General features: G+C 68.0%; 16 protein-coding genes and 2 pseudogenes. 4 read left to right on the top strand and 14 right to left on the bottom strand.

The genetic code is table 11. The features are described from left to right. Positions 1-45 precede the first annotated feature (45 nt). From QOM21_RS09710 to QOM21_RS09665, 10 genes and pseudogenes are all read right to left on the bottom strand, one after another. Complete coding sequence (locus tag QOM21_RS09710) at positions 46-6,372, bottom strand: protein kinase domain-containing protein (protein WP_407555622.1); 6,327 nt, start codon at positions 6,370-6,372, stop codon at positions 46-48. 1,016 nt (positions 6,373-7,388) lie between these two features. After that, a complete protein-coding gene (locus tag QOM21_RS09705; protein ID WP_407549363.1) occupies positions 7,389-8,159 on the bottom strand; it encodes a transposase family protein in 771 nt (256 codons plus the stop codon). Positions 8,160-8,211: 52 nt separating this feature from the next. Next, a pseudogene (locus QOM21_RS09700) lies at positions 8,212-9,019 on the bottom strand (IS5 family transposase). 256 nt (positions 9,020-9,275) lie between these two features. After that, positions 9,276-9,743 carry a Pycsar system effector family protein gene (locus tag QOM21_RS09695; protein WP_407549361.1) on the bottom strand — a complete coding sequence of 156 codons (468 nt, stop codon included), beginning with the start codon at positions 9,741-9,743 and terminating at the stop codon, positions 9,276-9,278. Positions 9,744-9,796: 53 nt separating this feature from the next. Beyond that, positions 9,797-10,705, bottom strand: coding sequence for a hypothetical protein (locus QOM21_RS09690; RefSeq protein WP_407549359.1), 909 nt, complete (start codon positions 10,703-10,705; stop codon positions 9,797-9,799). After that, positions 10,702-12,666 carry a hypothetical protein gene (locus QOM21_RS09685; protein ID WP_407549357.1) on the bottom strand — a complete coding sequence of 655 codons (1,965 nt, stop codon included), beginning with the start codon at positions 12,664-12,666 and terminating at the stop codon, positions 10,702-10,704. The genes QOM21_RS09690 and QOM21_RS09685 overlap by 4 nt, the downstream gene beginning before the upstream one ends. Positions 12,667-12,773: 107 nt before the next feature. After that, positions 12,774-13,682 carry a hypothetical protein gene (locus QOM21_RS09680; protein WP_407549355.1) on the bottom strand — a complete coding sequence of 303 codons (909 nt, stop codon included), beginning with the start codon at positions 13,680-13,682 and terminating at the stop codon, positions 12,774-12,776. Between the two features lie 183 nt (positions 13,683-13,865). Then, a complete protein-coding gene (locus QOM21_RS09675; RefSeq protein WP_407549353.1) occupies positions 13,866-14,525 on the bottom strand; it encodes a Crp/Fnr family transcriptional regulator in 660 nt (219 codons plus the stop codon). Between the two features lie 993 nt (positions 14,526-15,518). Beyond that, positions 15,519-15,746: pseudogene (locus tag QOM21_RS09670) on the bottom strand (chaplin); the annotation flags it as partial. A 357-nt stretch (positions 15,747-16,103) separates the two neighbouring features. Beyond that, complete coding sequence (locus tag QOM21_RS09665) at positions 16,104-16,286, bottom strand: hypothetical protein (RefSeq protein WP_393893441.1); 183 nt, start codon at positions 16,284-16,286, stop codon at positions 16,104-16,106. A gap of 957 nt (positions 16,287-17,243) precedes the next feature. On the opposite strand from QOM21_RS09665, the gene QOM21_RS09660 reads away from it, so the two are divergent. Continuing rightward, a complete protein-coding gene (locus tag QOM21_RS09660) occupies positions 17,244-17,525 on the top strand; it encodes a hypothetical protein (RefSeq protein ID WP_407549351.1) in 282 nt (93 codons plus the stop codon). A gap of 1,262 nt (positions 17,526-18,787) precedes the next feature. On the opposite strand, the gene QOM21_RS09655 is transcribed toward QOM21_RS09660, so the two are convergent. Beyond that, positions 18,788-19,135, bottom strand: coding sequence for a hypothetical protein (locus QOM21_RS09655; protein WP_407549350.1), 348 nt, complete (start codon positions 19,133-19,135; stop codon positions 18,788-18,790). A 125-nt stretch (positions 19,136-19,260) separates the two neighbouring features. After that, entirely contained in the window at positions 19,261-19,947 is a 687-nt protein-coding gene (locus QOM21_RS09650) for a hypothetical protein (RefSeq protein WP_407556025.1), read from the bottom strand. 1,187 nt (positions 19,948-21,134) lie between these two features. On the opposite strand from QOM21_RS09650, the gene QOM21_RS09645 reads away from it, so the two are divergent. The 3 genes from QOM21_RS09645 to QOM21_RS09635 all read left to right on the top strand — a co-directional run bounded on the left by QOM21_RS09645 (position 21,135) and on the right by QOM21_RS09635 (position 22,422). Then, the gene (locus QOM21_RS09645; RefSeq protein WP_393893444.1) at positions 21,135-21,374 is read left to right on the top strand and encodes a hypothetical protein; all 240 of its coding nucleotides are present in this window, start codon (positions 21,135-21,137) and stop codon (positions 21,372-21,374) included. A 319-nt stretch (positions 21,375-21,693) separates the two neighbouring features. Beyond that, positions 21,694-21,978, top strand: coding sequence for a hypothetical protein (locus QOM21_RS09640; protein ID WP_393893445.1), 285 nt, complete (start codon positions 21,694-21,696; stop codon positions 21,976-21,978). A 126-nt stretch (positions 21,979-22,104) separates the two neighbouring features. Further along, on the top strand, positions 22,105-22,422 hold the full coding sequence (locus QOM21_RS09635; RefSeq protein WP_407549348.1) for a hypothetical protein: 318 nt from the start codon (positions 22,105-22,107) through the stop codon (positions 22,420-22,422). Between the two features lie 556 nt (positions 22,423-22,978). On the opposite strand, the gene QOM21_RS09630 is transcribed toward QOM21_RS09635, so the two are convergent. Both QOM21_RS09630 and QOM21_RS09625 read right to left on the bottom strand, forming a co-directional pair. Next, positions 22,979-23,254, bottom strand: coding sequence for a hypothetical protein (locus QOM21_RS09630; protein ID WP_393893447.1), 276 nt, complete (start codon positions 23,252-23,254; stop codon positions 22,979-22,981). Positions 23,255-23,404: 150 nt separating this feature from the next. After that, on the bottom strand, positions 23,405-24,238 hold the full coding sequence (locus tag QOM21_RS09625; RefSeq protein ID WP_407549347.1) for a hypothetical protein: 834 nt from the start codon (positions 24,236-24,238) through the stop codon (positions 23,405-23,407). Positions 24,239-24,930: the final 692 nt, after the last annotated feature.

Here is a 24,930-nt window from a genome sequence, read left to right as displayed (position 1 = left end):
GGACCTGGGCGGTGAGCGTAAGGATCGACGGGGAGAACGTAACGGTCAACGGGTCTGGAAATACGTCGCGTTGTCGTCCGCCACGGCGTCCCAGTCGGATCCGGCCCGGAAACGCAGCACGTCCCAGCCGGCCTCCTCCAGGCGGTAGCCGGCCTCGCGGTCCCGGGTGGAATCGGCGCCGTGGTCGGGAAGGTCGACGAACACCGCGAGACGGGCACCGTCCATACGGAACACCAGATCCGGCTTGGCGGCGGCCTCCGGAACCAGGACGTCGACCTCGTCCGGCAGCCGGTAGCCCTTGGCCTTCAGCCAGCCGAGAAGATCACCCGAGGCGATCAGGGCTTCGAGGTCGGCCTCCAGCGGAGTGGGCGCGGCGGGGCCATCGCTGCCGGTCAGGGCGGGGCCGCCGGACCCGGTCGCGGTGGGTGCCGCCAGCCGGTGGAACTGCTCGCTCCGGGATTCGCCCCGGTCCTCGCGTTCGGTCTGCGAACCCGCGAGGCGCAGCAGCAGCGGGCGGGCCGCGTGGCGGCTCAGCAGGCGGTGATGGGTCTGGTTTCCGTACGTCAGGAGACAGGCGTAGCAGCCGCGGGCGCACTCCTCACCGCCCTCGGGACCGCCCAAGTCCTCGCCGGTGTCCGGGTCGAAGTGGCAGATCTGCAGGGCGGCGCGGGCGGCCTTCGCCAGCGCCCCTCGCTCCTGTCGCAGCCGGCGCAGCACACCGGCTCCGCCCTCCGCCGCCTCGGTGAAGAGCAGCCGTCGGCGCGGTCCGTCCGGAGGCGGCAGGAGTTCGGCCGTCAGCTCGGAGTCCTCCAGCTCGAAGGCGGCCTCGATGCCCCGCTCCAGGGCGTACAGGACGGAGAACGCGATCGGCTCCGGCAGCGGCTCGTCCAGCGTCGACACCAGGATGTTCCGCCGGTCCTCCACGTACGGCAGGACGCGCTTCCGGCGGCGCTTCTCGTTGCCGTCCTCGTCGACCACCGGCATCCCGGTGCCCTCCACTGCGTCCGCCGCGGCCCGGTCGTTGAGCCAGCGGCCGTCGCCCAGGTCCAGCCAGTAGCCGTCCTGCACATCCTCCTTGTCGCGGACCCGGCCCAGGTTGGTGATCCGGACCGTGGCCGAATCGCCGTAGTCGAGGGCGAGGACGGCGGCACCTTCTCCGTCCGTCACCTGCGAGGTGAGACGGCCCTTGCGGACCCCGTGGTCCTGGAAGGCGTACGAGGTCTCCAGCCGGAAACCGGCCCGGCGCCGCTCCTCCTCGTCGGAGGAGATCCGCTCGCGGGGGGTGGTGTACACGGTGTGGAGATGGATCAGGCCGGTGCGCTTCCCGGTCAGCTCCGTATCGCACATCGCGCAGCGGTCGAGGCCGGGACGGACCGGGTGGTGGTAACCGCAGGTGTCGCAGCGGCGTGCCTCCGCCGTGGCCAGATCGCCGGAGGCGTCCGGCGGCAGCTGGATCCGGGTCACCTGGTAGCGGGCGCCCTCGTGGTAGATCAGCGCACCCGGGCCGAACTCGCGGATCGCCAGGAACCGCGGCCGCTGGAGATAGTCGCCGTCGGCGTTGCGCCGGTTGCCCGAACGTGGGATGTACGCGGCCAGCGGCAGGCGCGGGAAGCTGTAACCGGGGAGGAAGCCCTCGGAGGCCAGATAGCGGTAGGGGTTGAAGTCGCTCATCACCGACTTGTTGTCGGTGGAGCGGTTGAGCAGCAGATTGGTCTGCGTCTCGGCCTCCCGGCGGCGGGTGCGGGCGCGGCCCTGCTCGCCCTGGCTGAGCGTGTGGTCCACCACCCGCTTGTTCTGCTCGTACTGGTCGAGTACGGCGGCCCGGAACAGGTCACGCCACCGGTCGAAGGACTTGTCGAACCTGTCGGCGGCCCGCTCGATACGGTCCTCGATCCACTCGTCGTACCACCAGGTCGTGTCCTGGAAGTCCGAGATCAGCGGCGCGAGCACGTTGTGTGCGGCGGTGACCGCGCGGCGCCGGGCCCCCTCGTCGAGCGACCTGTCACGGATGTGCGTGTGCAGCGGCAGCACCATCCGCGGATCGGGCCGGTCCCCGCTTTCCGGGTCGTACGCCACGTCGACGATGTCAGGTACGGCCGTACCGAGCTTCATCTCGGTCTCCGCCAGCCAGATGCTCTGGACGTGCGAGCGGACCAGGTCCTCGTTGGCGAGATCGAGGCGGGGCGGCGCGACCTGGCCGGAGACCATCGCCTCCGAGCGACGGAAGTAGTACTGATCATGGCTGTTGCCCGTCGCGCAGTACGTGGTCACCAGCGCCGGCTGCCCCGAACGGCCCGCACGGCCAGAACGCTGGGCGTAGTTGGCCGGCGTCGGCGGCACGTTGCGCATCATCACCGCGTTGAGCGAGGAGATGTCGACGCCCAGCTCCATCGTCGGCGAGCAGTAGAGCAGCGGCAGTTCGGCCGTGCGGAACTCCTCCTCGCGCAGCAGCCGGTCTTCCGGCGGCACCTGCGCGGTGTGCTCGCGGGCGTAGAGCCCCGCCAGTTCGGTTGCGGCGTCGCGGTACAGATCGCGGAAGAAGGGGTTGACTCGCGGCCCCTCGCCGTGGCTGTAGGTGCGGGTCAGCGGGTCGATCGCCCCCGTCTCCCCGGTGCCGGCCCGCCACACGATCGCGGCGGCCGACACCCGGTAGCCGGTGCGCTTCTCCGGCGCACGCCGGCGGAACGCCGGCCCCGAACGTTCCGGGGCCGCCTCCACCTCGCGCACCAGGTCGGCGTCGCGGAGCACGGTGAGCAGGTCCTCGATCACTCCTTGCACGTCGTCCTGCACGGCGTCGCGCAGTGCGGGGACGTTCCGGCGCAGATACTTGCCGAACTTCCCGCGCGGGGACAGGAACAGGGCGGTGCGCTCCATACCGGGCTTGGAACCGTACGGGTAGGCCGTGCCGACGTTCGGTTTGTCGCTGTCGCTCAGGACCCAGGGGCCGCTCAGTCGCTCCTCGCTGGCGCCCTTCAGTGCGTCGAAGTCGTCCCGGAAGTACTGCACATCAATGGCGAGGCCCCGGCGCAGGAAGTCCAGGAGGGTGCGGGAGATCTCGGCACGCAGCTCCGCGTCGATCTCGCGGAGCACCGGGTGCGCCGGTTCCCAGCGCTCGGCGCGGGCGGCCACCCACTCCAGGTCCTCGTAGTCGATGCGTAGCAGGCCCGTCTGCTCCAGGTTGGGCATGGTGATCCGCCAGCCGCGCTCCAGGTCGCGGTAGAGGCGGTAGCCGACGACGTCCCGGAAGGTCTTCGTCGCCCGGCGCTCCATGGACGGCGGCTGGTCGGCGACACCGGTGTACTCGCGCGGTGCAAGGCCCATCACCTCCGTCACCGCCGCCGTCAGGTCGTCGTGGCGCACCCCCTCCTCACCGGAGCGCACGACCGCCGCGTACAGCGCCCCGCGCAACTGGGTGACCTGCGCGAAGTCGTTGAAGTGGCCGGCCTGCAGCGAGGCGTCCTGACGGTTGTCGACGAAGGTGAGGAGCTTGCGGGCCTCCTTGTCCAGGCTCTTCTCCGGCACCGCGCGCAGCGACTTGAGGATGGAGGCCGAGATCAGGGAGGTGGCCGAGGAGCGGCCCTCCTGGTCGAGCGTAGCCAGCTTGGCGAAGTCACGGCCGCGGGTCTGCTCGTACGACACCTGGCAGTGCAAACAGAACAGGAACGGCGCCGGGACGAACGCCGCCTCGAGACCCTTGCCGCTCTCCGTGCTCTCCGTGCTCTCCGTGCCGAGAGGGTCGACGACGACGCGCCTGGGCACCCGCTCCCGGTAGGTCTTCTTCACCACCGTCAGACCATTCGCATCCTGCTCCAGCCAGGACTCCGGAATCCGCCGGTCGTCCACGGCCCGCTGCGGATCGGCGGGCCAGACGTAGTCCTCGTCCGGCACCCCGACGTACAGACAGCCCTCGCCCTCGCGGCCGCCGGAGGCCGAGGTGCCACGCCGGGGCTCGTAACTGAAGACACCGTCACGGCCCTCGGTGCGCCACACCGTGAGGTACTCCTGACCGCACTCCCGGCAGAACGACAAGGGGTACAGCGGCATGCCGCCGCTGCCCGGCTGCTCCAGCTGGAAGGTGCGGGTCAGCGGGCGGTTGAGCGGGTTCTCCAGGGTCGTGTACACGGTGTCGCCCTTGGAGAGGAACTGGTGCAGGCGGAAGGCGAAGAGGGGCCGCTCGGTCACCGGGTGCTTGGCCTGGGAACCGGCCTCCAGGGTGGCGCGGATCGCCTCCCGGACCTGGTCGGCGGGGATCCCGGAGTCGGTGGACAGTTCCTCGGCGGCCGACTCGATAGTGCGCGGCGCACAGCGGCGCAGCCGCCCGGTATCCGGCTCCTCCTCAAGGCCGAACCGGGACTCCACCCAGCGGGCGAGGGGGTCCCGGGTGAGTGCCTCGTACGCGCGGGGCGCCGCGGGCATCCGCAGCCGCTCGGGGGGAACGGCCGCCGGGGGCTGATCGGTGGCCCGGACCAGCGTCTCGCCGATCACCCGGGTGGGCAGCACCGTGGTGCCGAAGAGCCGGCCCGCGACCCGGGCGACCTCCCGCCGCTGGTCCTCCCAGGTGCCCTCGGTGGACATGGTCGCCGAGGTGCCGATGCACTGCAGGTTCTGCCCCGCACGGCATGCCTCGCGGACCCGGCGGATCAGGAGCGCGACGTCCGCGCCCTGCCGGCCCCGGTATGTGTGCAGCTCGTCGAAGACGAGGAACTGCAGGCCTTCGGCGTTCCGTATCAGACCGTCGCGGTCGTCCGGCCGGGTGAGCATCAGTTCCAGCATCACGTAGTTGGTGAGCAGGATGTCCGGCGGATTCCGGCGTAGCTCCTTGCGCCGCTCCTCGTCCTCCTGGCCCGTGTACCGGGCGAAGGTGACCGGCTCGTGGCCCTCCCCGAAGCCGTGCCGCAGGTACTTCTCCAACTCCTTGAGCTGGGAATTGGCCAGCGCGTTCATCGGGTAGACGACGATCGCCCGTACCCGTCGCGGAGCCCCCGGAGCGGCCGCGTCCCGCTCCTTCAACACCTGGTTCACGATCGGCACGATGTAGGAGAGCGACTTGCCGGAACCCGTGCCGGTGGTGAGCACGTACGAGTCGCCTTCCTGGGCCGCCTCGATCGCCTCGCGCTGATGGCGGTGGAAGGTGAGCGGCCGGCCGTCCGGACGGCGGGCGTCCTCCTTCTTGCCGGCCTGGAAGATCTCGGCACAGCGTGGATGCAGCAGCCCGTCCCTGACCAGATCGGTGACCTGGCCGCCGTCGGCGAAGAACGGATTTAGCGAGAGCCAGGGGTCGGGCCACTGCGACTTCGAGGCCAGGTCGTCCTCGACGAAGTTCTCGATCCGGGCGTCACGGATGACGGTGGCGCTCCGCGTGAAGCTCTCGTACTCCTTGATCAGATTGTTGTGGATGCCGAAGACGTCCATGGTCTCCGGCAGGCGGGGCGAACGGCGCGGTACCGGGGCCGGCTTCACGGCGGCGGGCTGCGGCAGCTCGGCGCGGAGCCGGGCCACCGGGCCCATCGCCGTCCACTCCGGGGCGAGCAGGTCGACCGTCGCGTCGGGGACGAGCGCGTGTGGGATCAGGGCCTCGCGGACCAGGGTGGCGTTCTCCGGCCGGTTCTCCGGCTCCTTCTCCAGGAGCCGGGAGACCAGGCGCACCAGGGCCTGCGGCAGATCGGGCCGGACGATGGTCAGCCGCGGCGGCGGGTCGTACTGGTGCTGCACGGACAGCTCGTAGGCGGTCCGCGCGGAGAACGGGGGGCGGCCGATCAGCATCTCGTAGAGGACGCAGCCGAGCGCGTACAGATCGGCCGCGGCGGAGACCGGCTCGGCGCGGAACTGCTCGGGTGCCATGTACCGTGCCGTGCCGACGCTCACGCCGGTGCTGGTCAGTCGCGTCTGGTCGGGGTCGTCGACGATCGAGCCCATGCCGAAGTCGAGGATCTTCACGGTGCCGTCGCGGAGCAGCATCGCGTTGGCCGGCTTGAGATCGCGGTGGACGACGCCAGCCGTGTGCGCGGCGGCGAGGCCGGACGCGATCTGCGCGCCGATCGCGGCGACCCAGGAGACTGGGAGCTGCGGCTCTTCATCCATAAGCAGGCCCAGGGTGTGGCCGTCGAGCAACTCCATTGCCAGATAAGGGAGACCGCTGGCACCCGGTGCGTCGTCGACGCCGCCTGCGATCAGATGGGTGAGGTTGGGGTGACCCTGGGAAAGCATGCGCATGATCTTCACCTCGCGGTGGAAGCGCTGTGTCTCCTTGTTCCCCTCCGCAGCCTCGACCAGCAGGCCGGTGCGGTTGCGCAGCACCGTCTTGAGCGCTACCTCGTACTGCGTCGAAGCGGGTGCGGCCTCCAGGTCCACGGCCCGGTGCACCTCGCCCATGTTTCCGCGACCCAGGTCACCGGTAATCCGGAAACGTCCACCGACCTGCTCCAGTGCCACTGCTGCTCCCCGTCACTCGCGTCGTGGTCGAAGGTATCTAGCGAGGAGTGTACACCAGAAGTGAGGGTATGGACTGTGAAGTGCTGTTGACTATGTCAACACGCCTTGACTCCGGCTGCGGCAATGAATGGAGGGGGCGGTGGTTGTCGTTTCGGTCCATGACCGGCGACGGTGTGCCAGATGGCCTGCGGGCCATGGTGACGCTTCTGGCCGGCCTGCGGCAGGCGGCGGTAGGTGGAGCGGTGCCCAAGGCGGCGCTCCGGGTGCAGGTGGGAGCACCGGTCCTCGGCCGTCATGCGCAGTAGGGGAACGGGGGGCTGGGTGCCAGTACGGCAGGCGGTGGTGCATACCGAAGTCGACCCTTCAGCCTCTAAAAAGTTGCACGGCCCCATGAGGGAATGAGTGCGACAGGGGGAGTTCCCGTTCCCGGGCGCCGCGGCGAGTTGTTGCTCGAGCGATACAGAGACAGCGAGGGGCAAGTGTTGCTGAAGTACCAGCGTCACCGGAGTCATTCCGGTCACCTCGAAGATTTCCTCCTAGGCATCCTGGGCGCCAGGGGAGCGGAGGAAGTCGGTCGCCCTCGGGGCTGGCAGCCCCAGTCGAGACTAGTGCGGTGACTCTGTCTGGGGGCCGGTTCGGAACCGTGCAATGTGCGCGTTACCGCACGGCATGCCCGTCAATGCACAACATGCGCCCGGAAATTGTCCGTTATGCGCAGACGGTGCCGGTCACCCGCAATCCTGGAGTCAAGGGGCCGCAGGCTCGAATCCTGTCGTCCCTACCAGCGTTTCACGCCGGTCGGAGGCCATCTTTTCGGACATGAGGAAGCGGCCTTGAGCGTTTTCGGGCCTGTGCTGGCGACAGCACACTCGGCATCCACGAGAGACGCGCGTGCCTAAAGCGTGTTGCAGAAGGCTGTGATCGGGCAGGTCAATGCCGGGTTCTGACGGTCTTCGTCAGGTGGCCAGGGCGAGGTTGTGCAGGTGGGCGACGGCCTGGACCGCGTGGTGGAGGGCGTTCCCGTGTTGCCGGCAGTCGCGGAGGATTTTGTAGTGCTTCATGCGGGCGAACGTGTGCTCCACGCGGGCTCTCACACGCCGGTGCTCGGCATTGTCCGTTTCCTCGCCGGGTAGCAGTGGCCGGCCAGGGCGTTTGCGATGGGGGACGACGAGGCCGGTATTGATGTACGCGTCGTCGCCGAGAACGGTCACGCCTGCCGTGTGCTCGGCCAGGCCCGACTCCCGCCACACACGGGCATCGGCTCTGTTGCCCGGAGCGGGCCGGGCGGTGGCGATCACCAGCCTCGTGTCCGCGTCGATGATGACCTGCACGTTCGCCGAGAACCGGTAGTTGCGGGAGGAGGCGCCGACGCTCCGGTCACGGACCGGGATCAACGTGCCGTCCACGATCCACAGCCGTTGCGCCGCGTCCGTGGGACGCCTTGCCGGCTCGAGGGCAAGGAGAGGACTCAGCCGCTGCTTGACCCGACACACGGTCGCCGATGAGCAGCCGAACAGCGGCGCGAGCTGCCGCATCGTGAGATTCGTGCGGTAGTACACGGCCACCAGCAGCACCCGGTCCGCCAGCGGCAGAGACCACGGCCGACCGCCACCCGGGCCCTTCCCACCCCGCTCCCGCACCACCTTCAACAACCGCTCGAACTGCCGCATCCGCAGACCCATGAACGTCTCCACCCACAACGCCTCAGCCCTCAACACCCCACCCATAGAAGGAAACTGCCCGTCACGCAGCCTTCTGCAACACGCCTTAGACGTCGTTTCAGTTGGTGAGTCGGCGGTGGTTGATGAGGCTGGTCGCGATGGCGGTGAAGGCCAGAAAGTGTTCGGGCTTGCGTTCGTAGCGTCGGTGGAGGCGGCGGCACCCTCCGAGCCACGACATGGTGCGCTCGACTACCCAGCGGTGTTGGCCCAGGCGTTGCGAGTTTTCGACACCGCGCCGGACGATGCGAGGAATGATGCTTCGTTCGCGGAGCCATCGACGCAGGTAGGGATAGTCATAGCCCTTGTCGCCTGGAGCTTTGCCGGCCTGCGTCGCCGCGGTCCGCGTGGGCTGCGGATGGGCGGGATCCCCATGACCAGCGGTTGCAGGGCCAGGCTGTCATGAGTGTTGGCGGCCGAGATGGCAACGGAGACGGGCAGTCCGGACCGGTCCACAATGAGGTGGATTTTCGACCCTGCTTTGCCGCGGTCAGTCGGATTCGGTCCGGTCAGTTGCCCCCTTTGAGGGCGCGGACACTGACGGAGTCAACGGCGAATCGTGACCAGTCCAATCCGCCCTGAGCACCGAGTTCGTCGAGGATGACGCGGTGCAGACGAGCCCACACACGCTCCTGGCTCCAGCGCGCGAAACGCCGGTAGACGGTCGGCCAGGCCGGCCCGAACACCGGAGGCAGCTGCCGCCAGGAACAGCCTGACGTGGCCACGAACACGATCGCAGTCAGGCATTCACGATCCCCGGCTCGCCGACGGCCCCCGCCCTGCGGGCGTACCACCACCGTCTCCGGTGCCACCCGCCGAAACAACTCCCACAACTCATCCGAGACCAGATGCTCAGCAAGACTCGTCATACCAACACAACGACGCTACCAGCCAAAGGAATCGTCGTCTTAGGGACTGGTCAGACACAGTCGCCTGACGCTCGTTTGACGCTCCAAGGGGGTTTCGGGGCAGGGGGAGGGGGTGAAAGTGCAGTCTGATCTGGGGTTTTCCGAAAGTCGGAATTTACGACATCATTTCGATGACGCACCATGTGGAGTGCGTGGCGATCCTTGAGCGTGCTGGGAAGGGCGCCTGACCCGCATTTAGCGCGGCCCCTCTCGTGGCTCATCCGCCGGAGAGCAGGGCCGCGCTCACTGCGGTGACCGCCGGGAGCAGCAGGAGAACGGCGCCGTGTACGTATCTGTTCTTGGTACGGGCAATGCGGCTGGTCACTGTCAGGGCACGGAACAGACGCGGGTGCGGATCGGAACTGGTAACGAGTAGTCCGGACGACAGCTCCGCCCGCTTCTCTGCCGCGATCACGTCCTCGTAGTAGGCCAGGACGCGCGAGCTTTCCCTGAGCCTCGGTCCACGGCGGGGCAACAGCGCCGCCAGCAGAAGCAGCAGAGCAGTCGTCGTGGTCAGCACCGCCGTCCACCACAGCACGTCCGGCCAAAAGGTGCCGTGTGGGCGGCGAATCAGGAGGAGCCCGAAGAGGGAACCTCCGGCACCGAGCAGAACGGCGGCCTTGCCGTCCGCCCGCCCGATCTCGATGTGGTTCTGGGCGATCAGCTCGCGCGACAGCGCCACCATGTCCTCTGGCTCGGCCCCTTGCGGAGTGCGGCGCGGAAAAGGCAGGCGAGGGATCACCGGGTATCCCCATCAGGGTTGTGCCAGTCGTCCGCCCCGTCGGTGTGGCCGATCCGGCGCAGGACCTCATCGCCCTGCGCAACCCCCACATCGCTGAGAACGCGCGCCAGGTTGACGCCGACAAAGCCCCGATCCTCGGGTGTCAGTGACTGGAGCGTCGCCGCGAGGGTGCGTTCCCAGCCGTCACGGTCGGCGAGGAGATCGCGGTGGGTAACCGTCCAGTCGAGGACCTCCCTGGCCTGCTCCGGCTGATGCAGCAACCAGAGAGCGGCCAGGCCGACAGGGCCGCCGGCCACAACCTCCCGGTAGAAGCGGTACGCCTCGCGGTGGGCTTCGCCGAAGCCTGGCGGAAGGCTCGGTGTCGCGCTGGAGTTGGGGGTGGGCAGGAGTGCGGCCGGAGGGTCCAGGAACCAATACGTGATGCCTGACCCATCGATCACCCGTAGCCGGCCGGGCGGCTCGACCTCGGTTGTGCCCGGGTGGGGTGGGGGCTTTCGCAGCGGGTCGTCCGTTCCCGGCAACGTGGCGTTCTCACTGATGTGGTGGACGATCAGCTGCCGGGCCTGTTCCTCGGTGATCCGGTTCCTCGCTGCCACGACCGGGTTGGTGACCTTCCAGGCGACCCCGTAACGGGCGGGGATCTTCGGTGGCCGGCGCGGGATGTCGACCGACATCCTCCGTTCCGCGAGTGAGACCCACACGATGTCGAAGAAGCCACCCTCACGGACAGCGCGCACCGTCGGCCGCGGATAGCCCCAGTAGTCGCCGTCGCGGGGCGGGACCAATCCGTCGGCGTCGTCGTCCGAGAGAAACACCAGGGCCCGGCCCTCCGGGGAGCCGAAGCGTAGACGGAACAACTGCCAGGTCGGCGAGGAGCTCAGAGGTGTGAGGAGTCGATCGGTCACGAGGCGAATCCTTCCGATGCGGAGGCGGTACGGATGCGATGACGGCGCAGGACGAATCGCAGGACGCCGCGGTGGCTTCGGGCCGTGCCCGAGAGCGCGGCGACGAAGCGCGGGAAGTCGGTGCGGCGCAGTAGAACCGGGTCGTTCTCGATCTGGGAGAGGCTCAGCGCTGTCGCTTCGTGGGTGGCAGGGTCGTCCAGTGCTGCGATCACGAGGGCGATGGCTCGCTCAGGGTGGTCCGCGAGCAGGTCGGTGAGACGTATGCGCTGTACGCCCGGCGCACCGCGCGGCGGGAAGGTCCCCCGACTCATCGACTCCATGATGTGGACGGCCATGCCGTGACGCAGTGTGCCCGAGCCGGCCTGCTGCCACTCCAACAGGCGGTCGAGAACGAGGGCGTGGTTGGCGTGTTCGGAGAGGAGAGTGCTGAGCGCGAAGGACACCGCGGAGCGCAAGCCGCCCTCCAGCTTGCCGTCCGGCTGGTTGAGCACGGCGTCCAGGAGCTTCAGGGCGGCGCCGGGCCGGGCCAGACCGTAGCTGCCCGCGCAGGTCTCGGCCACTGTGCAGCGGAGTGGTATCAGGGCGGCTTGGCTCCACTGCCCCAACTGGTCCCGTACCGCACCGGTAAGAGTGGGGTACTGGACCATCTCCCCGAGCGCGTAGGCCACCAGACGGCGACGCCAGCGCTTGGTCGAGATGGCGAAGGGGTGCAGTTGACGCAGGGTGCCAGGCCCGGTCGCGTGGGCAAGCACCTTCCCGATCGCCTGACCTGCCGCCAGTTCGATGCCCGAGTGGTGGGGGAACTTGTCCAAGGTGTCCCACAACAGGCCCGCCATGCCCTCGTAGTCCAGCCACAGACACCGCAGCAAAGCTTCCGACCGGTGCCGGCCGGAGAAGGCCACCGGCTGGACCGGGTAGCGCTGCCCTGCACCGAAGCGAAGTGGCAGCGGGTGCGCGTCGATGGCCGCAAGACGGTCCTCGAAGGCGGGTCCGAGAACGTCGCGCCGCGTCTGAGACCCCTTGGTGAGGGGGCCGTGCGTGCCGAGGTGCGCCGGCTGGGCCATGACCCCTTCAGGACCGTCGCGTTCATCGATGCGGGGGCGGAGAATGGCGCTGAACTCCTCGATGACCGTTCGGTCCTGTTCGGGCAGCAACGAGATCGCGGCCATCAGGGACAGGCGGTCGGCTCGGTGGCCGGAGTTCTCCAACGTTCTGCGTGCCTCCGCGAGACCCCCGGCATGCAGTTCGTCGAGTACGGATGCGGCGGGCTTCCTCGACACGACGACATCACGCAGTGCCTCGGCCACCTCGACCCCGTCTCGTGGCAAGGGACGGCCGTTCAGGTAGCCGATGAAGTCTGCGGAGGCGAGGTGTCCCAGTGCGTCGGCTCTCTGTCTGGGGGTGAGTTCACCCGCCTCGGCCATGGCGTTCAGATGCTCCGTGGCGATCTCGTTCGCCGAAGGCGGGCGGTGCAGGGCCTGCCACGGCACTGTGTCTCCCGGCAGCGCCGTGTCCACCCGTGCGGTAACGACCAGATGGGCGCCCGCTCGACGCAGCAGTGTGGCCAGGCGGGTAAGCACGACTTCGCTGAGAGAAGCAGCGGCCGCCGGGGACAGCCCCTGGAGCAGATAGCCCCGCCGCTCTTTCGGGCACCAGCGCGAGAGGTCGTCCGGCGAGTCAAGGCCCGTGATGCCATCGGTTCCGTACCGGTCTGCCAGTAGGGCGAAGGCGGCGGTACCAGCACCGGTTCCGGAGTTGGCCCTCAATAGCAGGATGTGGCTGTCCAGCACCTTCCGGCACTGTGCGTAGGCCGGCGGTTCGACGAACCCGCGCAGGCGGGCGTGGACGTCATCCGCAGGGTAGGGGCCCTCTCGTAGGCGGGGTTTGACGATGCGTTCCGCGATGTCCTCGTCGGGCGGGCCGCTGAAGATGACATTGATGTCGCCGCCGACTTCACCCATGACCGCCAATCCACGGTCAAGCCGCTGCTGATTGCCCCGGTAGGAGTTCCCCGGTTCCGGCCGGGCTTCCCCCTCCGGACCGTTCGGAGTGGCGTCCGCATCGGCGCTCACCGGTTCTGTCCGGCGCCATCGACCCGCTTGTCGCCCGACACGTTGTCGCCGCCGCCCCAGTGCTGATTGGTGCCGTGGTACGACGTGGAGCCGCCGGTGTATGTGACGTCCCTTCCGACGTTCCCCATCACGGCGGCACCCTCGCCTACGTGCTGCGTATTGCCGCTGTAGCGCGAGCCGGGACGTGTCCCGGGATCCTGTTCCCTATCGGCGGGTGCGTCCTCCTGCACCACGGACTCCTCGCGCGGTTGCACGCCGGCCTGCACAAGGTTTCCGGATGGCGACGGGACGTACAGCCACGCCCGCTGCGAGAAGTCCTTACCCTCCACGGTGGCCGGGACCTCCACACAGCGGTCGGGGTGCAGCCTGGTGTACCCGCCCAGCACGACGTCCTCGTAGACGCGCTGGGAGATGACCGCCGCCAGGTGGGTGACCTGCTCACTCGCCGCTGCCAGGATGGCCTTGACCGGACGTGAGTCCAGTAGCCGGTGCGTGTCATTGCGGGCGGCACCGTTGCCGTCGCCGGGACCGTTCGCGTCCGGCAGCGGTCCGACGTGGATGCTGGCCCGGAGCCGGATGCGGGGGCCCACGCACTGCCTGTTGTAGGCGCCCAGGATGTCGTCCAGGACACCCAGGAACGGCCAGAGGACAAATGGCAGCAGCGCAGGATCGAAGCCGAACACCACTCCGTCCCCGGTGTTGGCCGGAAACCGCTTGGAGTCGCGCAGTTCGTGGAGCTCGGCGCGCTCCAGTGCCTGGTCGACGAGGTCGGGGATCAACTGACTCACCGGACCGTGCTGTACGGCGGGAAGGCCGGTGAAGTCCTTGGCGTCGACGGCGAACAAGGCACGGTAGGGAGGAAGAGGCCGGCTCTCGGCGTACGGGGCAGGAACGGGTGTGGACATGCGGGATCTCCTGGCAGACGGTGGGACGGGACGAAGTCGATGACCGGCTGATTCGAGATTCCGTCAGTTCCGTCTGTCCGACTGCACAGCGCAGGGCACTTCGTGGGTGTCCCACGTCACAGCACGCGCCTGCTCAGGTGGCCGACCCGGATGCGTTCACGAAACCGGGGACGGCCCGAAGGGCTACCCGCGGTTGGTCCTTGGTTCGCCGGTCGCCCAGACGCGAAGCGCCTTCATGTCGTTGATGACGATTACTCTGCGGGCCGTCTCCACCGCGCCGGACTCCCGCAGCCGTTGCAGTCCGGTGATGACTGCGTTGCGGGTCACTCCGATCGCCTGGGCGATCTCCTCCTGGCTCAGACCGGTCAGCCGTACGACCTCCGATTCGGTCTCGGGCGCCGTGAGTTCGGCCAGCCGGAGGAGAGCCCGCGCGAGCCGGACGATCAACGGAAGCGTCAGCAGTTCACTGCGGTGTGCATCGGACTCCCGCAGACGGGAAAGCGCCTGTCGCATCAAGTCCATGACCAGGCCGCGCTGTTCGATGAAGCGGCGGAAGCGGTCCGCCTCCAGTACGACGGCCGCGCAGGGGGTGAGCGCGACTACCTCCGCCGTGCGCGGGGTGCCATTGAAAACGGACACCTCACCCAGCAGGTCGCCCGGGCCCCGGAAAGCCAGCCAGGTCACGATTCCGCCCGGCTCCCGGCACACGACCTTGGCGAGGCCGTCGGTGAGCGCTAGCAGATGAGTTCCCGGAGAACCCTGTCTCAGCATCACGCTGCGTTCGCGGAAAGTGCGGGACGTCCCCTGGTCTCGTAGCTCGCGCCATGTCTCGTCCGACAGCACTCGCCTGCTCCATCCGCCCGTATGCGCCCTTGCCCTGCGCCGTAGACAGCCTCGCCCACTTCCCCGAGTTCTACGCCGCCCTGACGCGCTTCCGCCGCCAGTCGGACGATCTTGTCCGAGAACGAATGCGGCTCACGTCGCCACGCAGGCGCACGGTCGAGCGAGTGTCGAAGGAAACTCCAGCGAGTGGAGGATTGTCAGGCGCTGCTAGGGGACTGTCTCCCACCGGCCGTCCCACATGCGCTGTCCCTCCTTGCAGGCAAGCCCCTTCGTCGCTGCGCCCGATTCCAGGACATACTCACCAACGTGCTGGCTGGAAATGCTCGCCCAGCCCTGGATTGCCGAAGCGGGGCAACCGACTCTTCCAGTGCGTTCGTCACTTTGGCGATTTCGCCGCAGCGACCGACGACCTCGGTCAACGACGGCAGATCGCCGCTCTCGCCGAAGTCGTGGTCGGCTTCGATTCCGAGGCCGACTCGCTATGACGTCCGCGGCGACGGCTGTGGCGCGGCGGGGCGAATGCCTCTGGCTTGCGTAGCTACGGGGCTGGGATGGACGCCCGTTCCGCCGGCCCGCCCTTGGCTCACCGCAGTTGCGCCACACCGGAGTCATCGGTCCATAGATGGGGACGCTCCGCTTCCGCTCACCGGCAGTTGGCCACAAAGGTGTGGGGCGGGGCACCACGCTCTGCGTGGTGTCCCGCCCCTTCCCACCCGCGCTGCCGCGGGCGGCGTTGTCTTACCTTCAGCCGCGAGCGGCCGCGTCGCGACCCCGGCGGTAGAGCAGGACGCCACCCGCCAGGAGTCCGGCGCTGGCCGCGATCGCCAGGGCGGTTCCTTCGCCACCGGTCTTCGCCAGTGCGGGCTTGACGACAGGGGCGCTCTGCGGGTGGTGCACGGGCTTGGGAGCAGCGGCCGGCGACGGCGGCGTCTGCTGGCGCTCCTTCGGCTTGTGCTCCTTCACCTTGTGGTGGTGCACCGGCGGCTTGGACTTGTTGACGCAGTCGTTGCCGAAGGCGGGGTTGAGCGCTCCGACCACATCCACCGTGTTGCCGCACACGTTGACCGGGATATCTACGGGCGCCTGGACCTGGTTGCCGGACAGGACGCCGGGAGAACCGACGGCGGCCCCGTGGGCATCGGCGTCGGCAACGGACACGCCCGCGCTCGCGAGCAGCAGGCCGCCGGTGGCAACCGAAGCGGCGATGACCTTCTTGATCACGTGACTCCTCCTTGACGGTGCGGTCACATCCACGGACCGCACAGACATAACGAGCACCGAGGAGGAAAGCTCTGATTCCGGCATTTCGATCACTCCTTCGGCTTGATATCCGCGCCCACGAGGCCGAAGAGTGACGCTAAGTCTGTTTTTACGGAGAGATGTTCCTGGCGCTAATCAGACTGGACGGTGTCAGGCTGGTGGTGCCCTATCGAACACCCCCGGCAGGGAAGCCTGATGGGCATCTCGCGGCCGTGGTCGTCGCGTTTTGGCCCCGCTGCGCGCGAGTTGAGGAAACCACCTGGCCTCGGTGGATTTGCGGCAGGTGTCGAGCGTCCTGTGCGAACAGGCCGATCAGCGTCAGCCGAGCAGCGAGTCCAACGGCAGCTGGCCGACTTGCAGAGGCCCGACGCCGGAGGCGGCCTTGACGGGATCGCCGAGGACTCCGGCAATACCCGTGCCGGGAACGTCGGCGTGGGCGGGGAAGGAGAGGGCTCCGGCGAGGGCGAAGGCGCCCAGGAGGGTGGCGAGTGTGCGGCGCATAGCGGCTCCTGCTTCATTGCGTAGCGTTGGCGTGCTGCTGGCAAAACCCACCATTCCATTCATCCCGGGCAGCCGTCGTCGCCCACGCGAGGCGGTCACCTGATCGCGGGAGCGCAGATGGTGGCGCTACGCAATCTGTGTTGAGGGCGCGGACAGCTCGACGCGTTCTGTCGACGGGGGCTGACTTGGCAGGGGGAATCGCTGCGTTGGTCGGCTCCTGCCTGCGGAGAGTTCGCCGAAGGGCTGCCATTTGAACCGCGTTCGCCCGCGGGGGAGGGCCCTGAGGCCCCTTGGCCGCGTGGGCGATTCGCTGAGGGCCGGCGATCGAGTCGCACAGGCGCTGGTCGCTGTGATCGCTCTCCACCGGCCGGCTGCCGCGGAACCTTCCCACCTCAAGCGAGATCTCCGATGGCCCTGCGGTCTTGCCGACTTGAAGCGATAACGGCGCCGACTGGTCCGACAGGCCGGAAATCTCATTTTCATGAAGAGGGTTACTGCGCCAGCGCGTTGACGGACGCAGGGCAGTGTCAGGGTGACGGGAGCCTGGGGTTGCGGGGTCAACTTTTAAGGTCTGATTGTGTGCTGAAGGTGCCATTCCCCTGGACCGGCGAGGTCCCTGTGGGGTTTCTGGCGTACGGCGGTCGCCGGGGTTTGCGAAGTGCGCACCGAGGCAATGACTGAGCGGGGGCGAAGCCTTGATGGTTCGCCCGATTCTTGGGGGCCGGTGCCGCCGAAGAATTCGGTGAAGTGCAGCCGAACAGGTGACGTGTACCGCGGATCCTGCGTTTGTTCAGGACTGCTCCCGCCCGAAATCACACCTGGTTCGCGGAAGTTCAAAAGCTCTCACTGTACAACCCGGCGCGTCGCTCAGCCACTTCAGGGTATTTCGCATTAGCCTTCCTGACTGTACGAAGTCGGTACAACACAGAACGAACAGCTCAACCACCCGGAGATGAAATGCGTAAGCTTCACAAGGCTGTTGCCGTGGCCGCCTTCCTCGGAAGCGTCAGCCTCCTCGGCGTCGGCACCGCCATCGCCGATGGCGGTCCTGCCGGCAAGTTCGACATCAAGCAGAGCGCCTCGTGCACGTCGCACGACACCAACCTGGACGTCCTGGGTGAGGTCGGCATCGCGAACGGCCTGGGCGGCAACCTGCTGAACGGTGAGGGTTCGCCGGGCGCGCAGAAGACCCACCTCGGGTCGACCGTGGGCTGCGACAACAGCGCCTTCGGCAAGTAAGCAAGTGAGGGTTCCGGCGTCCGGCCAGGTGGCCGGGCGCCGGAACCTATTTATGTCTTCGGGTCCGAGTCGCAATTGCTGCTGATGGCCCGGTGATTGGCTCCTCTGAGACTCCGACTCTCCACCCGTGTGTATTCGTCCCGCCGGTGGAGTCGGAGAGGAGCCGATTTATTCTGCTCAGACGGCAGGAGTGCCGGTAGGCCAGGTGGAGACATCGCGAGTATTTGATTCGCGGACGACCATGAAATGCGAAAAGGTCGCCAGCGGTGTTACTTCGCAATGGTCCGCCAGCTTCAGCACACATCATTAATCAACGAGCCCTAGCGGCCCTACTCACGCATGCCTTGTCTGACATGAGCGTGGTCGCTGGGGCTCGTTGCGTTCAATCGTCAACGGGGAAGCGCGGGTGAGATCCCCGGTACGAATTGAGGTCTCCCGGACGGCTCCCGGGCCCGTTTCGTGTCTGACATGGCGGTTCACTTACGGGAGCCACGCACGGATGCTCAACGTGACAAGAGGCGGGTTGAGACAAGTTGACGTGCACTTCGTGTGGCCCGGGGCTTTTCGCGCACGTAGGTGTCACTCGGCAGGCCGGGCGCGCGCCCAATCCCGGTGGCAGTTCATGTGGAGGAAGCGCCTTCCTGGGCGCGGGAGAACTGACGGTCGGACCGAATCCAGGGGGAGCAGCTGCCGCATGGTCCACATTGCGGCTGCCGTGGACGATGGTCGGTCACCGGTGGGAAGGGTGCGGATAGCTTCGTCCAGCCCTTTGACTTCGCCCTGCTGGCAAGTAGTCCATGCAGTCGGCAGTCGCCCCGGTTACGTATCGGTTGAAGTCCCCACCCGGCAGCTGCCCCGCAGCCCTTTGCGATGCCGACCACCGGTTCGGACGCGATCAGTTGGGGTCCACGCCGCCCTAGCGCGGGGCACTCATCCGGGAGCACGGCGATGACGGGCTGGCGCATGTGGGCCCGGTTCACGGGTGCGCCGGCAGGATGACGCGGGCGTCTGCGTAGGTGCTCGTCCAGGCTGGCGCGATGGTACGCGCGAGGGACTGCGCCATCGCCGAACGGGCAGCAGGCGCACTGGCGAGGTGCGTACCGTGTGGAGCTTGGCGGCGGGCAGGCGCGCTCGCCGGCCAGGTAATCGCAATGGCTCGGTGGCCAGTTGGCGCCATCCGGTCGGCAGGAGTGGCACTCCGATGCCAAAAACACTGCAGCCGGGCTCAGGGTTGCCCCGGCCCGGCCATCAATGCGTGCAGCTCACATGTTGATGCGAGGCTTCTTGAAGCCCTTGAGCGGCGGCACCTTGTTGGAGCAGTCCATCTCCGGACCGATCTTCGTGGACTGCTTGTTCACCAGGCCGGTTTCGGGCCACGCGACGCGCTGCCGGGAGTCCGTCGAGCAGCTCTGCTTCTGCTTGATGACGACCTTGCCGTCCTTGGTGGTGTAGGTGGTCTCGCTCTTCTTGGCGCAGACCTTGTTGAGCTGGACGTCGCGAGCGCATCCGCCCGGGGCTTCGGCAGCCTGAGTCTGGGGGGCGACGGCGCCGGTCACGGCGATTCCGCCCAGGAGCGCTGTGACGGCTGCGATCTTCTTCCGACTGAACATGTGCTGCGTCCTTTGTGTTTGATGCCCGGGCGGTGACGTTCGCGAAGCGGCCCTCGCCCGGGCGGATGCCGAAAAGCAGGCGCTGGTGTCCGAGCCGATGGCCCGGACACCAGAACCCGTCCTCGTTACTTGCTGAGGGCCGTGTTGTTGCAGCCCATGCGCGAGCCCTGGTGGCTGTTCTGGGCGCCCGGCGAGCCCTCACCGTTGAGCGCGTTGCCCAACGCGCCGTTCAGCAGCCCGACCTGACCGAGGATGTTGACGTTCAGGTCGTGCGACTTGCACTGGGTGTTCTGCGCGACGCCGATCTTGCTGGGGGCGTCCGACTTAGGCTGCGGTGCCGCCTGCGGGGCGGGGGCCGCCTTCGGGGCAGGCTGGGGCGCGGCCTGCGGAGCCTGAGCCTGGGGGGCAGGCTGGGGAGCGGCCTGGGGTGCCTGAGCCTGCGGGGCCTGAGCCTGCGGTGCGGGCTGGGGGGCAGCCTGCGGCGCCTGGGCCTGGGGAGCCGGCTGCGGAGCGGCCTGCGGGGCAGGCATGGGGGCGGCCTGCGGAGCCTGAGCCTGCGGCGCGGGCTGGGGAGCGGCCTGCGGTGCCTGAGCCTGAGGGGCCTGAGCCTGGGGGGCAGGCTGCGGGGCGGCCTGCGGCGCCTGGGCCTGCGGGGCGCCCTGGGCAGAAGCCCCTGAGGCGGACTGCGTGACGGCCCACGCGGATACCTGCGGGCCGGCACCGGTCCCGTCAGCGAAGCTGACGCCGGCACCGAGGCTGGACAGACAGCCGACCGCTGCGACGATGATGGCGACTCGTTGAATTTTGCGCATGGAACTCTTGATCCTTCACTGCGGGTGAATGACGCTGACAGGTGCAACTACTGAGGGTGAATATAGGCAGGCAGAAAGTAGCCATCGTGGATTTCACCCTGTATCGCGCATCGTGTCGGGACTGCAGGAGAGGGCTTCTCCCGCAGTTCTGCGACGGCGCCACCGCGGCACGCTTTAGCCGCCTCGGCGCGGACGACGGATTTCATCACTCCCCTGTGGTGCCGGAAGGTGTCCCATGAGCCTCTCTGGCAGGTCCCCTGACGTCGGTAACTTCCGCTGGTGGCCGCGGGGCAGACCCTTTGGCGAAAATGAGGACGTAGCCGTGGTGAACGCGTTGGCCACTTCCTGTGGGGGAACGAGGCGTCCCCCCGGTCTGGTCACGGCAGTTGGTGGACAGTCACCCGTTTGTCTCTGGAGTGGCGTCAATTGTTGCGCGAAGCCTGAACAACTGCTGTGCGAAGCCTGAACGGCACCCGTGAACCACACGGCTCCGGGCGACGCACGAGGCGACGGCCCGGTGGCGGCGTACGTCGTGGTGTGCAAGGTGGAAGGTCGGGCGCCTCGGCGTCTCGGTAGGAGCAGAGTGCTCGGGTGCCTTGTTGGGCTCGGCGCCGCACTCCGCACGCATCGGACGTCGTAAAGCAGATAAACGCACGGGGAGCCTCATCGTCCTTCCGGTGAGGCTTCCGGCTAGTTCCTGTCAGCTCCCTTTGGTTGCATGAAGCTCCCCCAGTCGTGACGGGCTTTCTCCGGGAATGTAAACGCGAGTTGACGCGCGGCGTGGCGAACTTACCGAGTTGACGAGGGGCGGTCGGAGGGCGCGTACTTCGCCGAGTTGGGCTTCGATGGCGCCATGCCGATCCCGATTCCTCCGAGCCATCAACCGGCGCGCGGGGGAACGGCCTCGGAACGTTTTTGAGGTCACGACCCCCTGAATCATGGGGATTTGTAGAACCAGGGCTGTCCCGTTCATGTCGGCTCTCCCGAACTCCCCTTCCGCTCGCACCTGGTGCCGTTCGACTGCGCGGCGCGGAAGGGCGGTGCACGGTCTGATCGGAGGAGTTCGTCGAGGGGCGACCCCGGAGCGTCTACGAGAGTGGAACGCGCGCGATGACTACTGCTAGTGTCCGGGCGATCACACCTGGCAATCAGGTGTCCATGCAAGGTAACGAAGGACCGAGGGTTCCATGCGCAAGCTTCAGCAGGTCGCGATCGTCGCCGCAGCGGCCGGCGGTCTGTCCGCCATCGGTGCCGGCGTCGGCACCGCCTATGCCCACGGCGGAACGCAGGTGAACGACCTGTACCGCCCGTACCAGGAGTGCAGCCCGCAGACGGTGGTTGAGAACAACCTCCCGCTCGGCGTTCTCGCCGTCCCGCAGACCTGGGGTACCACCTGCGGTCAGTTCAACCACGCCTTCTCCCGCTAAGTCGCCGGGGCAGCCGCACCCGACGATCGCTTCGGGCCCTTCGGGGGTGATGTTCCCCCTGGAGGGCCCGTTCGTCTGCGGTACCGCCGAATGATCGCCGCACGTGGGCGGCCGAACGGGTGGTTTGCCGCGGACGCCTGATGCCGTTGCGGCCCCGGAATTCCTGGGGTATTGGACTCCGCGCAGGTGGCTGCCCGTTCGTGACAGCGAAACCGCCCGGCGCGTCACTCAGCGACTGTTGGAGCTTGTCGCAATAACCTCCGCAACTGCACGAAGTGGATCAACTTCGTATCGCGTCTGCGAACTCCTCGGAGGAGAAATGCGCAAGCTTCAGAAGGCCGCTGTCGTAGCGGTCGCCCTCGGCAGCCTCGGCTTCCTCGGCGCCGGCACCTCGTACGCCGGTGACGAGCACGGTCGTCACGTCGGTATCGGCCAGGACGCCAACTGTAAGTCGCACGACCTGAACGTTGACGTCCTCGGCGAGGTCGGCGTCCTCAACGGCGTGCTCGCCAACGCGCTCAACGGCGAGGGCGACGCGGGCGCTCAGAAGACCACCCCGATCGGCTCGGGGATGGGCTGCAGCAACAGCGCCTTCAGCAAGTAATCCGAAGGGGTTCTGGTGCCCGAGCCGAAAGCTCGGGCACCAGAACCGTTTTCTTCATTTGGTCCGGGCGCGGGCCCGTTCGCGGTGCTCGGCCCCCGGGGTATCGATCACAAAGGAACGCAGCACATGTTCAGTCGGAAGAAGATCGCAGCCGTCACAGCGCTCCTGGGCGGCCTCGCCGTGACCGGTGCCTTCGCCCCCCAGGCGTACGCGGCGGAAGCCTCCAGCCTCTGCGCCTCGTCCGTCCAGGGCAGTGCCATGTGTCCCCCGGGGACCAGCGACCAGGCGAACGAGGACAGCAGGTACCGCATCAGCCAGGTCCAGAACTGCACGCCGACGAACCCCCTTGAGGTGCCCGTACGCGGCCTCCTGAACCCTGGCAGCACGCAGCTCGGACCGGCCATGCACTGCTCCAACCAAGCGCCGGGGACCGACGGCCGGTAGCCCCATGGGCTGTGGGCGACAACGGCGAGTTGCGCCTTCTGCAGGTCCGGGCAGGTGACCTGCACGGTGTCCGCGGCCGTCTCCTGCACATCGTGACCGCAGCCTCGAGCCGTCTTCTCGAACGGTGGATGGCGGGACCGGGATCATCCGGTCCCGCCATCCACCGTTTGGTTTCTTGCAGAGCACGTGTTCAGGCCGACAGCGCGAGGGTCACCTGCTATCGGGTGCGACGGCGGCACAACTCCACAATGCGTGTGGGTACATGGGCCCCGTGCGGGGCCGACCGCGCCATCGGGCACCAGGGGCTCATCCTTCTCGCGTCGCTGCAACCGCCGATGCTGCGAAGAGTCTCCTTTGCCGCCAACGGCCGTGCAATACACACGATTTGCTGCCCGACGCAACCCTGGGGTCGGTAGGCAGACAGCCGTCGGGATCGCTGTGCTGGTACCAATCCCCTCTCCGGGGCTTTGGCCCGAACACGGGCAAGAATGAGTCCCGGCGCCGGGCCTGTGGCGCGGTGCCGGGACTCATTTCGCTTAGCTGCGCGACTACTTGCTCAGAAGGCGTGGTTCTCGCAGCTCATCTTCGAGCCCAGGCTGGTGGGCTGCGCGCCGGGGTTGCCCTCGCCGTTGAGCGCGTTGCCCAGCACGCCGTTGAGGACGCCGACCGCGCCGAGCACGTCGATGTTCATGTCGTGCGAGCGGCACTCCGAGCCCTGCCGGACGTCGAAGTCGTGGCCCGGCTCGCCGTGGGCGGAGGCGGAGCCGACACCGAGCGCGCCGGCGCTGCCGATGGCGGCGGCCAGGACAACGGCCTTGTAAAGCTTGCGCATTTCATTCTCCGGTGATTGAAGGATTCGTTGGGAAGGTGGTCTGTGTGCTTGCGGCTGCGAGAGCCCCGTGTACGAGGCCCCTCAACTGCTTGCGGGCCCAACTCCGCTGGTGCTGCGGCCCGGTGAGAGCACCCGACCGTGCTTGAGCGGTCAGGCCATCCGGGGCAGGTCCAGCTGTCCCACCGGAGAGGCCGCCAGCCGTCCGAGCCCGACCGGGGAGACCTGGGGGACTCCGGGGGAGATCAGCGGGTTGATCAGCGGGTTGACCTGGGGGTTGACCTGGGGGTTGACCTGCGGCGCAGCCTGCGGGAGGTTCTGCGGCTGGACGGCCTGCGGGACGGCGACCTGCGGGGCGACCATGGGGGTCACCTGCGGGGCTGTCTGCGGGGCCACCTGCGGAACGACCTGCGGGGCCTGCTGCTGCGGCGCGGCGGCCTGCTGCGGGGCCGACGGCTCGGCGACGGACGCCTGCGAAGTGCCCTGCGAAGTCGCCCAGGCGGTGGCCTGGTGGGCGGGCTGCTGCGGCGCGGCGGCCTGCGGAGCCGGCTGCGGGGCGTACTGCTGCGGAGCCGACGGCTGGGCGAAGGAAGCCTGCGAAGCACCCTGTGAAGCGGATCCCGCGGTGGCCTGCGGGGCGTACTGCTGCTGCGGCGCGGGAGCCTGGGGGGCCTGCTGCTGCGGCGGTGCGTACTGCTGCGGCGCGGGGGCCTGCGGGGCCGGCTGCGGGGCGTACTGCTGCGGAGCCGGAGCGGGGGCCTGCTGCTGCGGCGGTGCGTACTGCTGCTGCGGCGCGGGGGCCTGCTGCTGCGGCGGGGCGTACTGCTGCGGAGCCGGAGCCTGCGGAGCCTCCTGCTGTGGAGCAGTCGCCTGCGGGGCGCCACCGTTGTACCCGCTGGGAGAATCAGCGTGGCTCACGCCGACGCCGATGGCGGACAGGCCGCCTGCCGCTGCGACGATGAGCGCGGCCCGTTGAAGCTTGCGCATAAAACCCTCGGCCCTTCATTACCTGTATGGAAATCTGACTACGTAGTGCTGTCTTCAGTGCACAAAATGAGACGCTCGCGGGCTACGCGCCCTGCGCATCGCCTGCCCACCACGGCGGAAGCGTCCGGCAATGCGATGGGGTCCGCTGCGCAGTCCGCCAACGCCCCCGAATTCGACGGCACACCGCACCCCTCCTCCGATTCGCATCGGACAACCTGTCCGCATGGTCGCCACAGACCGCTGTCCCGTCACCAAGGGAGAGAATCCGCGACATCGACCCAGAGGGTCGTTCGCTCTTCCCTCCCAGCGGGCAACGGGAATCCCCCTGGCACAGTCACGGGAGCCGGCGCACCGTCACCCATTTGCTCAACACCATGAATCATTTGGAGTGTTGGTCGAGACGCGTCCGCCATGACGCGGTGTACGCACCGGTGGGGCCGAATCCCTTGCCGCGCCGCAGTCGATGGCGGTTGCGTACCCTCACGTGGATGAAACTCCGGCGTCCGGGCATTCCGATCCAGGTGGTATGCGTGGGCCGATACGCAGGCAGCGCGGTGGAGTTGGCGTTCTCGGGGCTCCCGTAAACGCGCGGTAGTTCGGCGAGCCGGGTGCCTGTTCGGCCGTAGAGGGCGAGCCGGTCGGCCTCATCGCGCAGCGGAACCGTGGTGTTCTCGTGGCGGACGGCAGTGATG

It is taken from the genome of Streptomyces sp. Pv4-95 (assembly GCF_045782725.1).
Lineage (GTDB): Bacteria > Actinomycetota > Actinomycetes > Streptomycetales > Streptomycetaceae > Streptomyces.
This window is presented reverse-complemented; position numbering and strand designations above follow the sequence as displayed.

Excerpts from the sequence above, each read along its gene's own strand:
- QOM21_RS09710 (WP_407555622.1), bottom strand. The coding sequence starts at position 6,372 with ATGGGCGAGGTGCACCGGGCCGTGGACCTGGAGGCCGCACCCGCTTCG.
- QOM21_RS09705 (WP_407549363.1), bottom strand. The coding sequence starts at position 8,159 with ATGGGTGGGGTGTTGAGGGCTGAGGCGTTGTGGGTGGAGACGTTCATG.
- QOM21_RS09695 (WP_407549361.1), bottom strand. The coding sequence starts at position 9,743 with ATGGTGGCGCTGTCGCGCGAGCTGATCGCCCAGAACCACATCGAGATC.
- QOM21_RS09685 (WP_407549357.1), bottom strand. The coding sequence starts at position 12,666 with ATGGGTGAAGTCGGCGGCGACATCAATGTCATCTTCAGCGGCCCGCCC.
- QOM21_RS09680 (WP_407549355.1), bottom strand. The coding sequence starts at position 13,682 with ATGTCCACACCCGTTCCTGCCCCGTACGCCGAGAGCCGGCCTCTTCCT.
- QOM21_RS09665 (WP_393893441.1), bottom strand. The coding sequence starts at position 16,286 with ATGCGCCGCACACTCGCCACCCTCCTGGGCGCCTTCGCCCTCGCCGGA.
- QOM21_RS09660 (WP_407549351.1), top strand. The coding sequence starts at position 17,244 with ATGCGTAAGCTTCACAAGGCTGTTGCCGTGGCCGCCTTCCTCGGAAGC.
- QOM21_RS09655 (WP_407549350.1), bottom strand. The coding sequence starts at position 19,135 with ATGTTCAGTCGGAAGAAGATCGCAGCCGTCACAGCGCTCCTGGGCGGA.
- QOM21_RS09650 (WP_407556025.1), bottom strand. The coding sequence starts at position 19,947 with ATGCGCAAAATTCAACGAGTCGCCATCATCGTCGCAGCGGTCGGCTGT.
- QOM21_RS09645 (WP_393893444.1), top strand. The coding sequence starts at position 21,135 with ATGCGCAAGCTTCAGCAGGTCGCGATCGTCGCCGCAGCGGCCGGCGGT.
- QOM21_RS09640 (WP_393893445.1), top strand. The coding sequence starts at position 21,694 with ATGCGCAAGCTTCAGAAGGCCGCTGTCGTAGCGGTCGCCCTCGGCAGC.
- QOM21_RS09635 (WP_407549348.1), top strand. The coding sequence starts at position 22,105 with ATGTTCAGTCGGAAGAAGATCGCAGCCGTCACAGCGCTCCTGGGCGGC.
- QOM21_RS09630 (WP_393893447.1), bottom strand. The coding sequence starts at position 23,254 with ATGCGCAAGCTTTACAAGGCCGTTGTCCTGGCCGCCGCCATCGGCAGC.
- QOM21_RS09625 (WP_407549347.1), bottom strand. The coding sequence starts at position 24,238 with ATGCGCAAGCTTCAACGGGCCGCGCTCATCGTCGCAGCGGCAGGCGGC.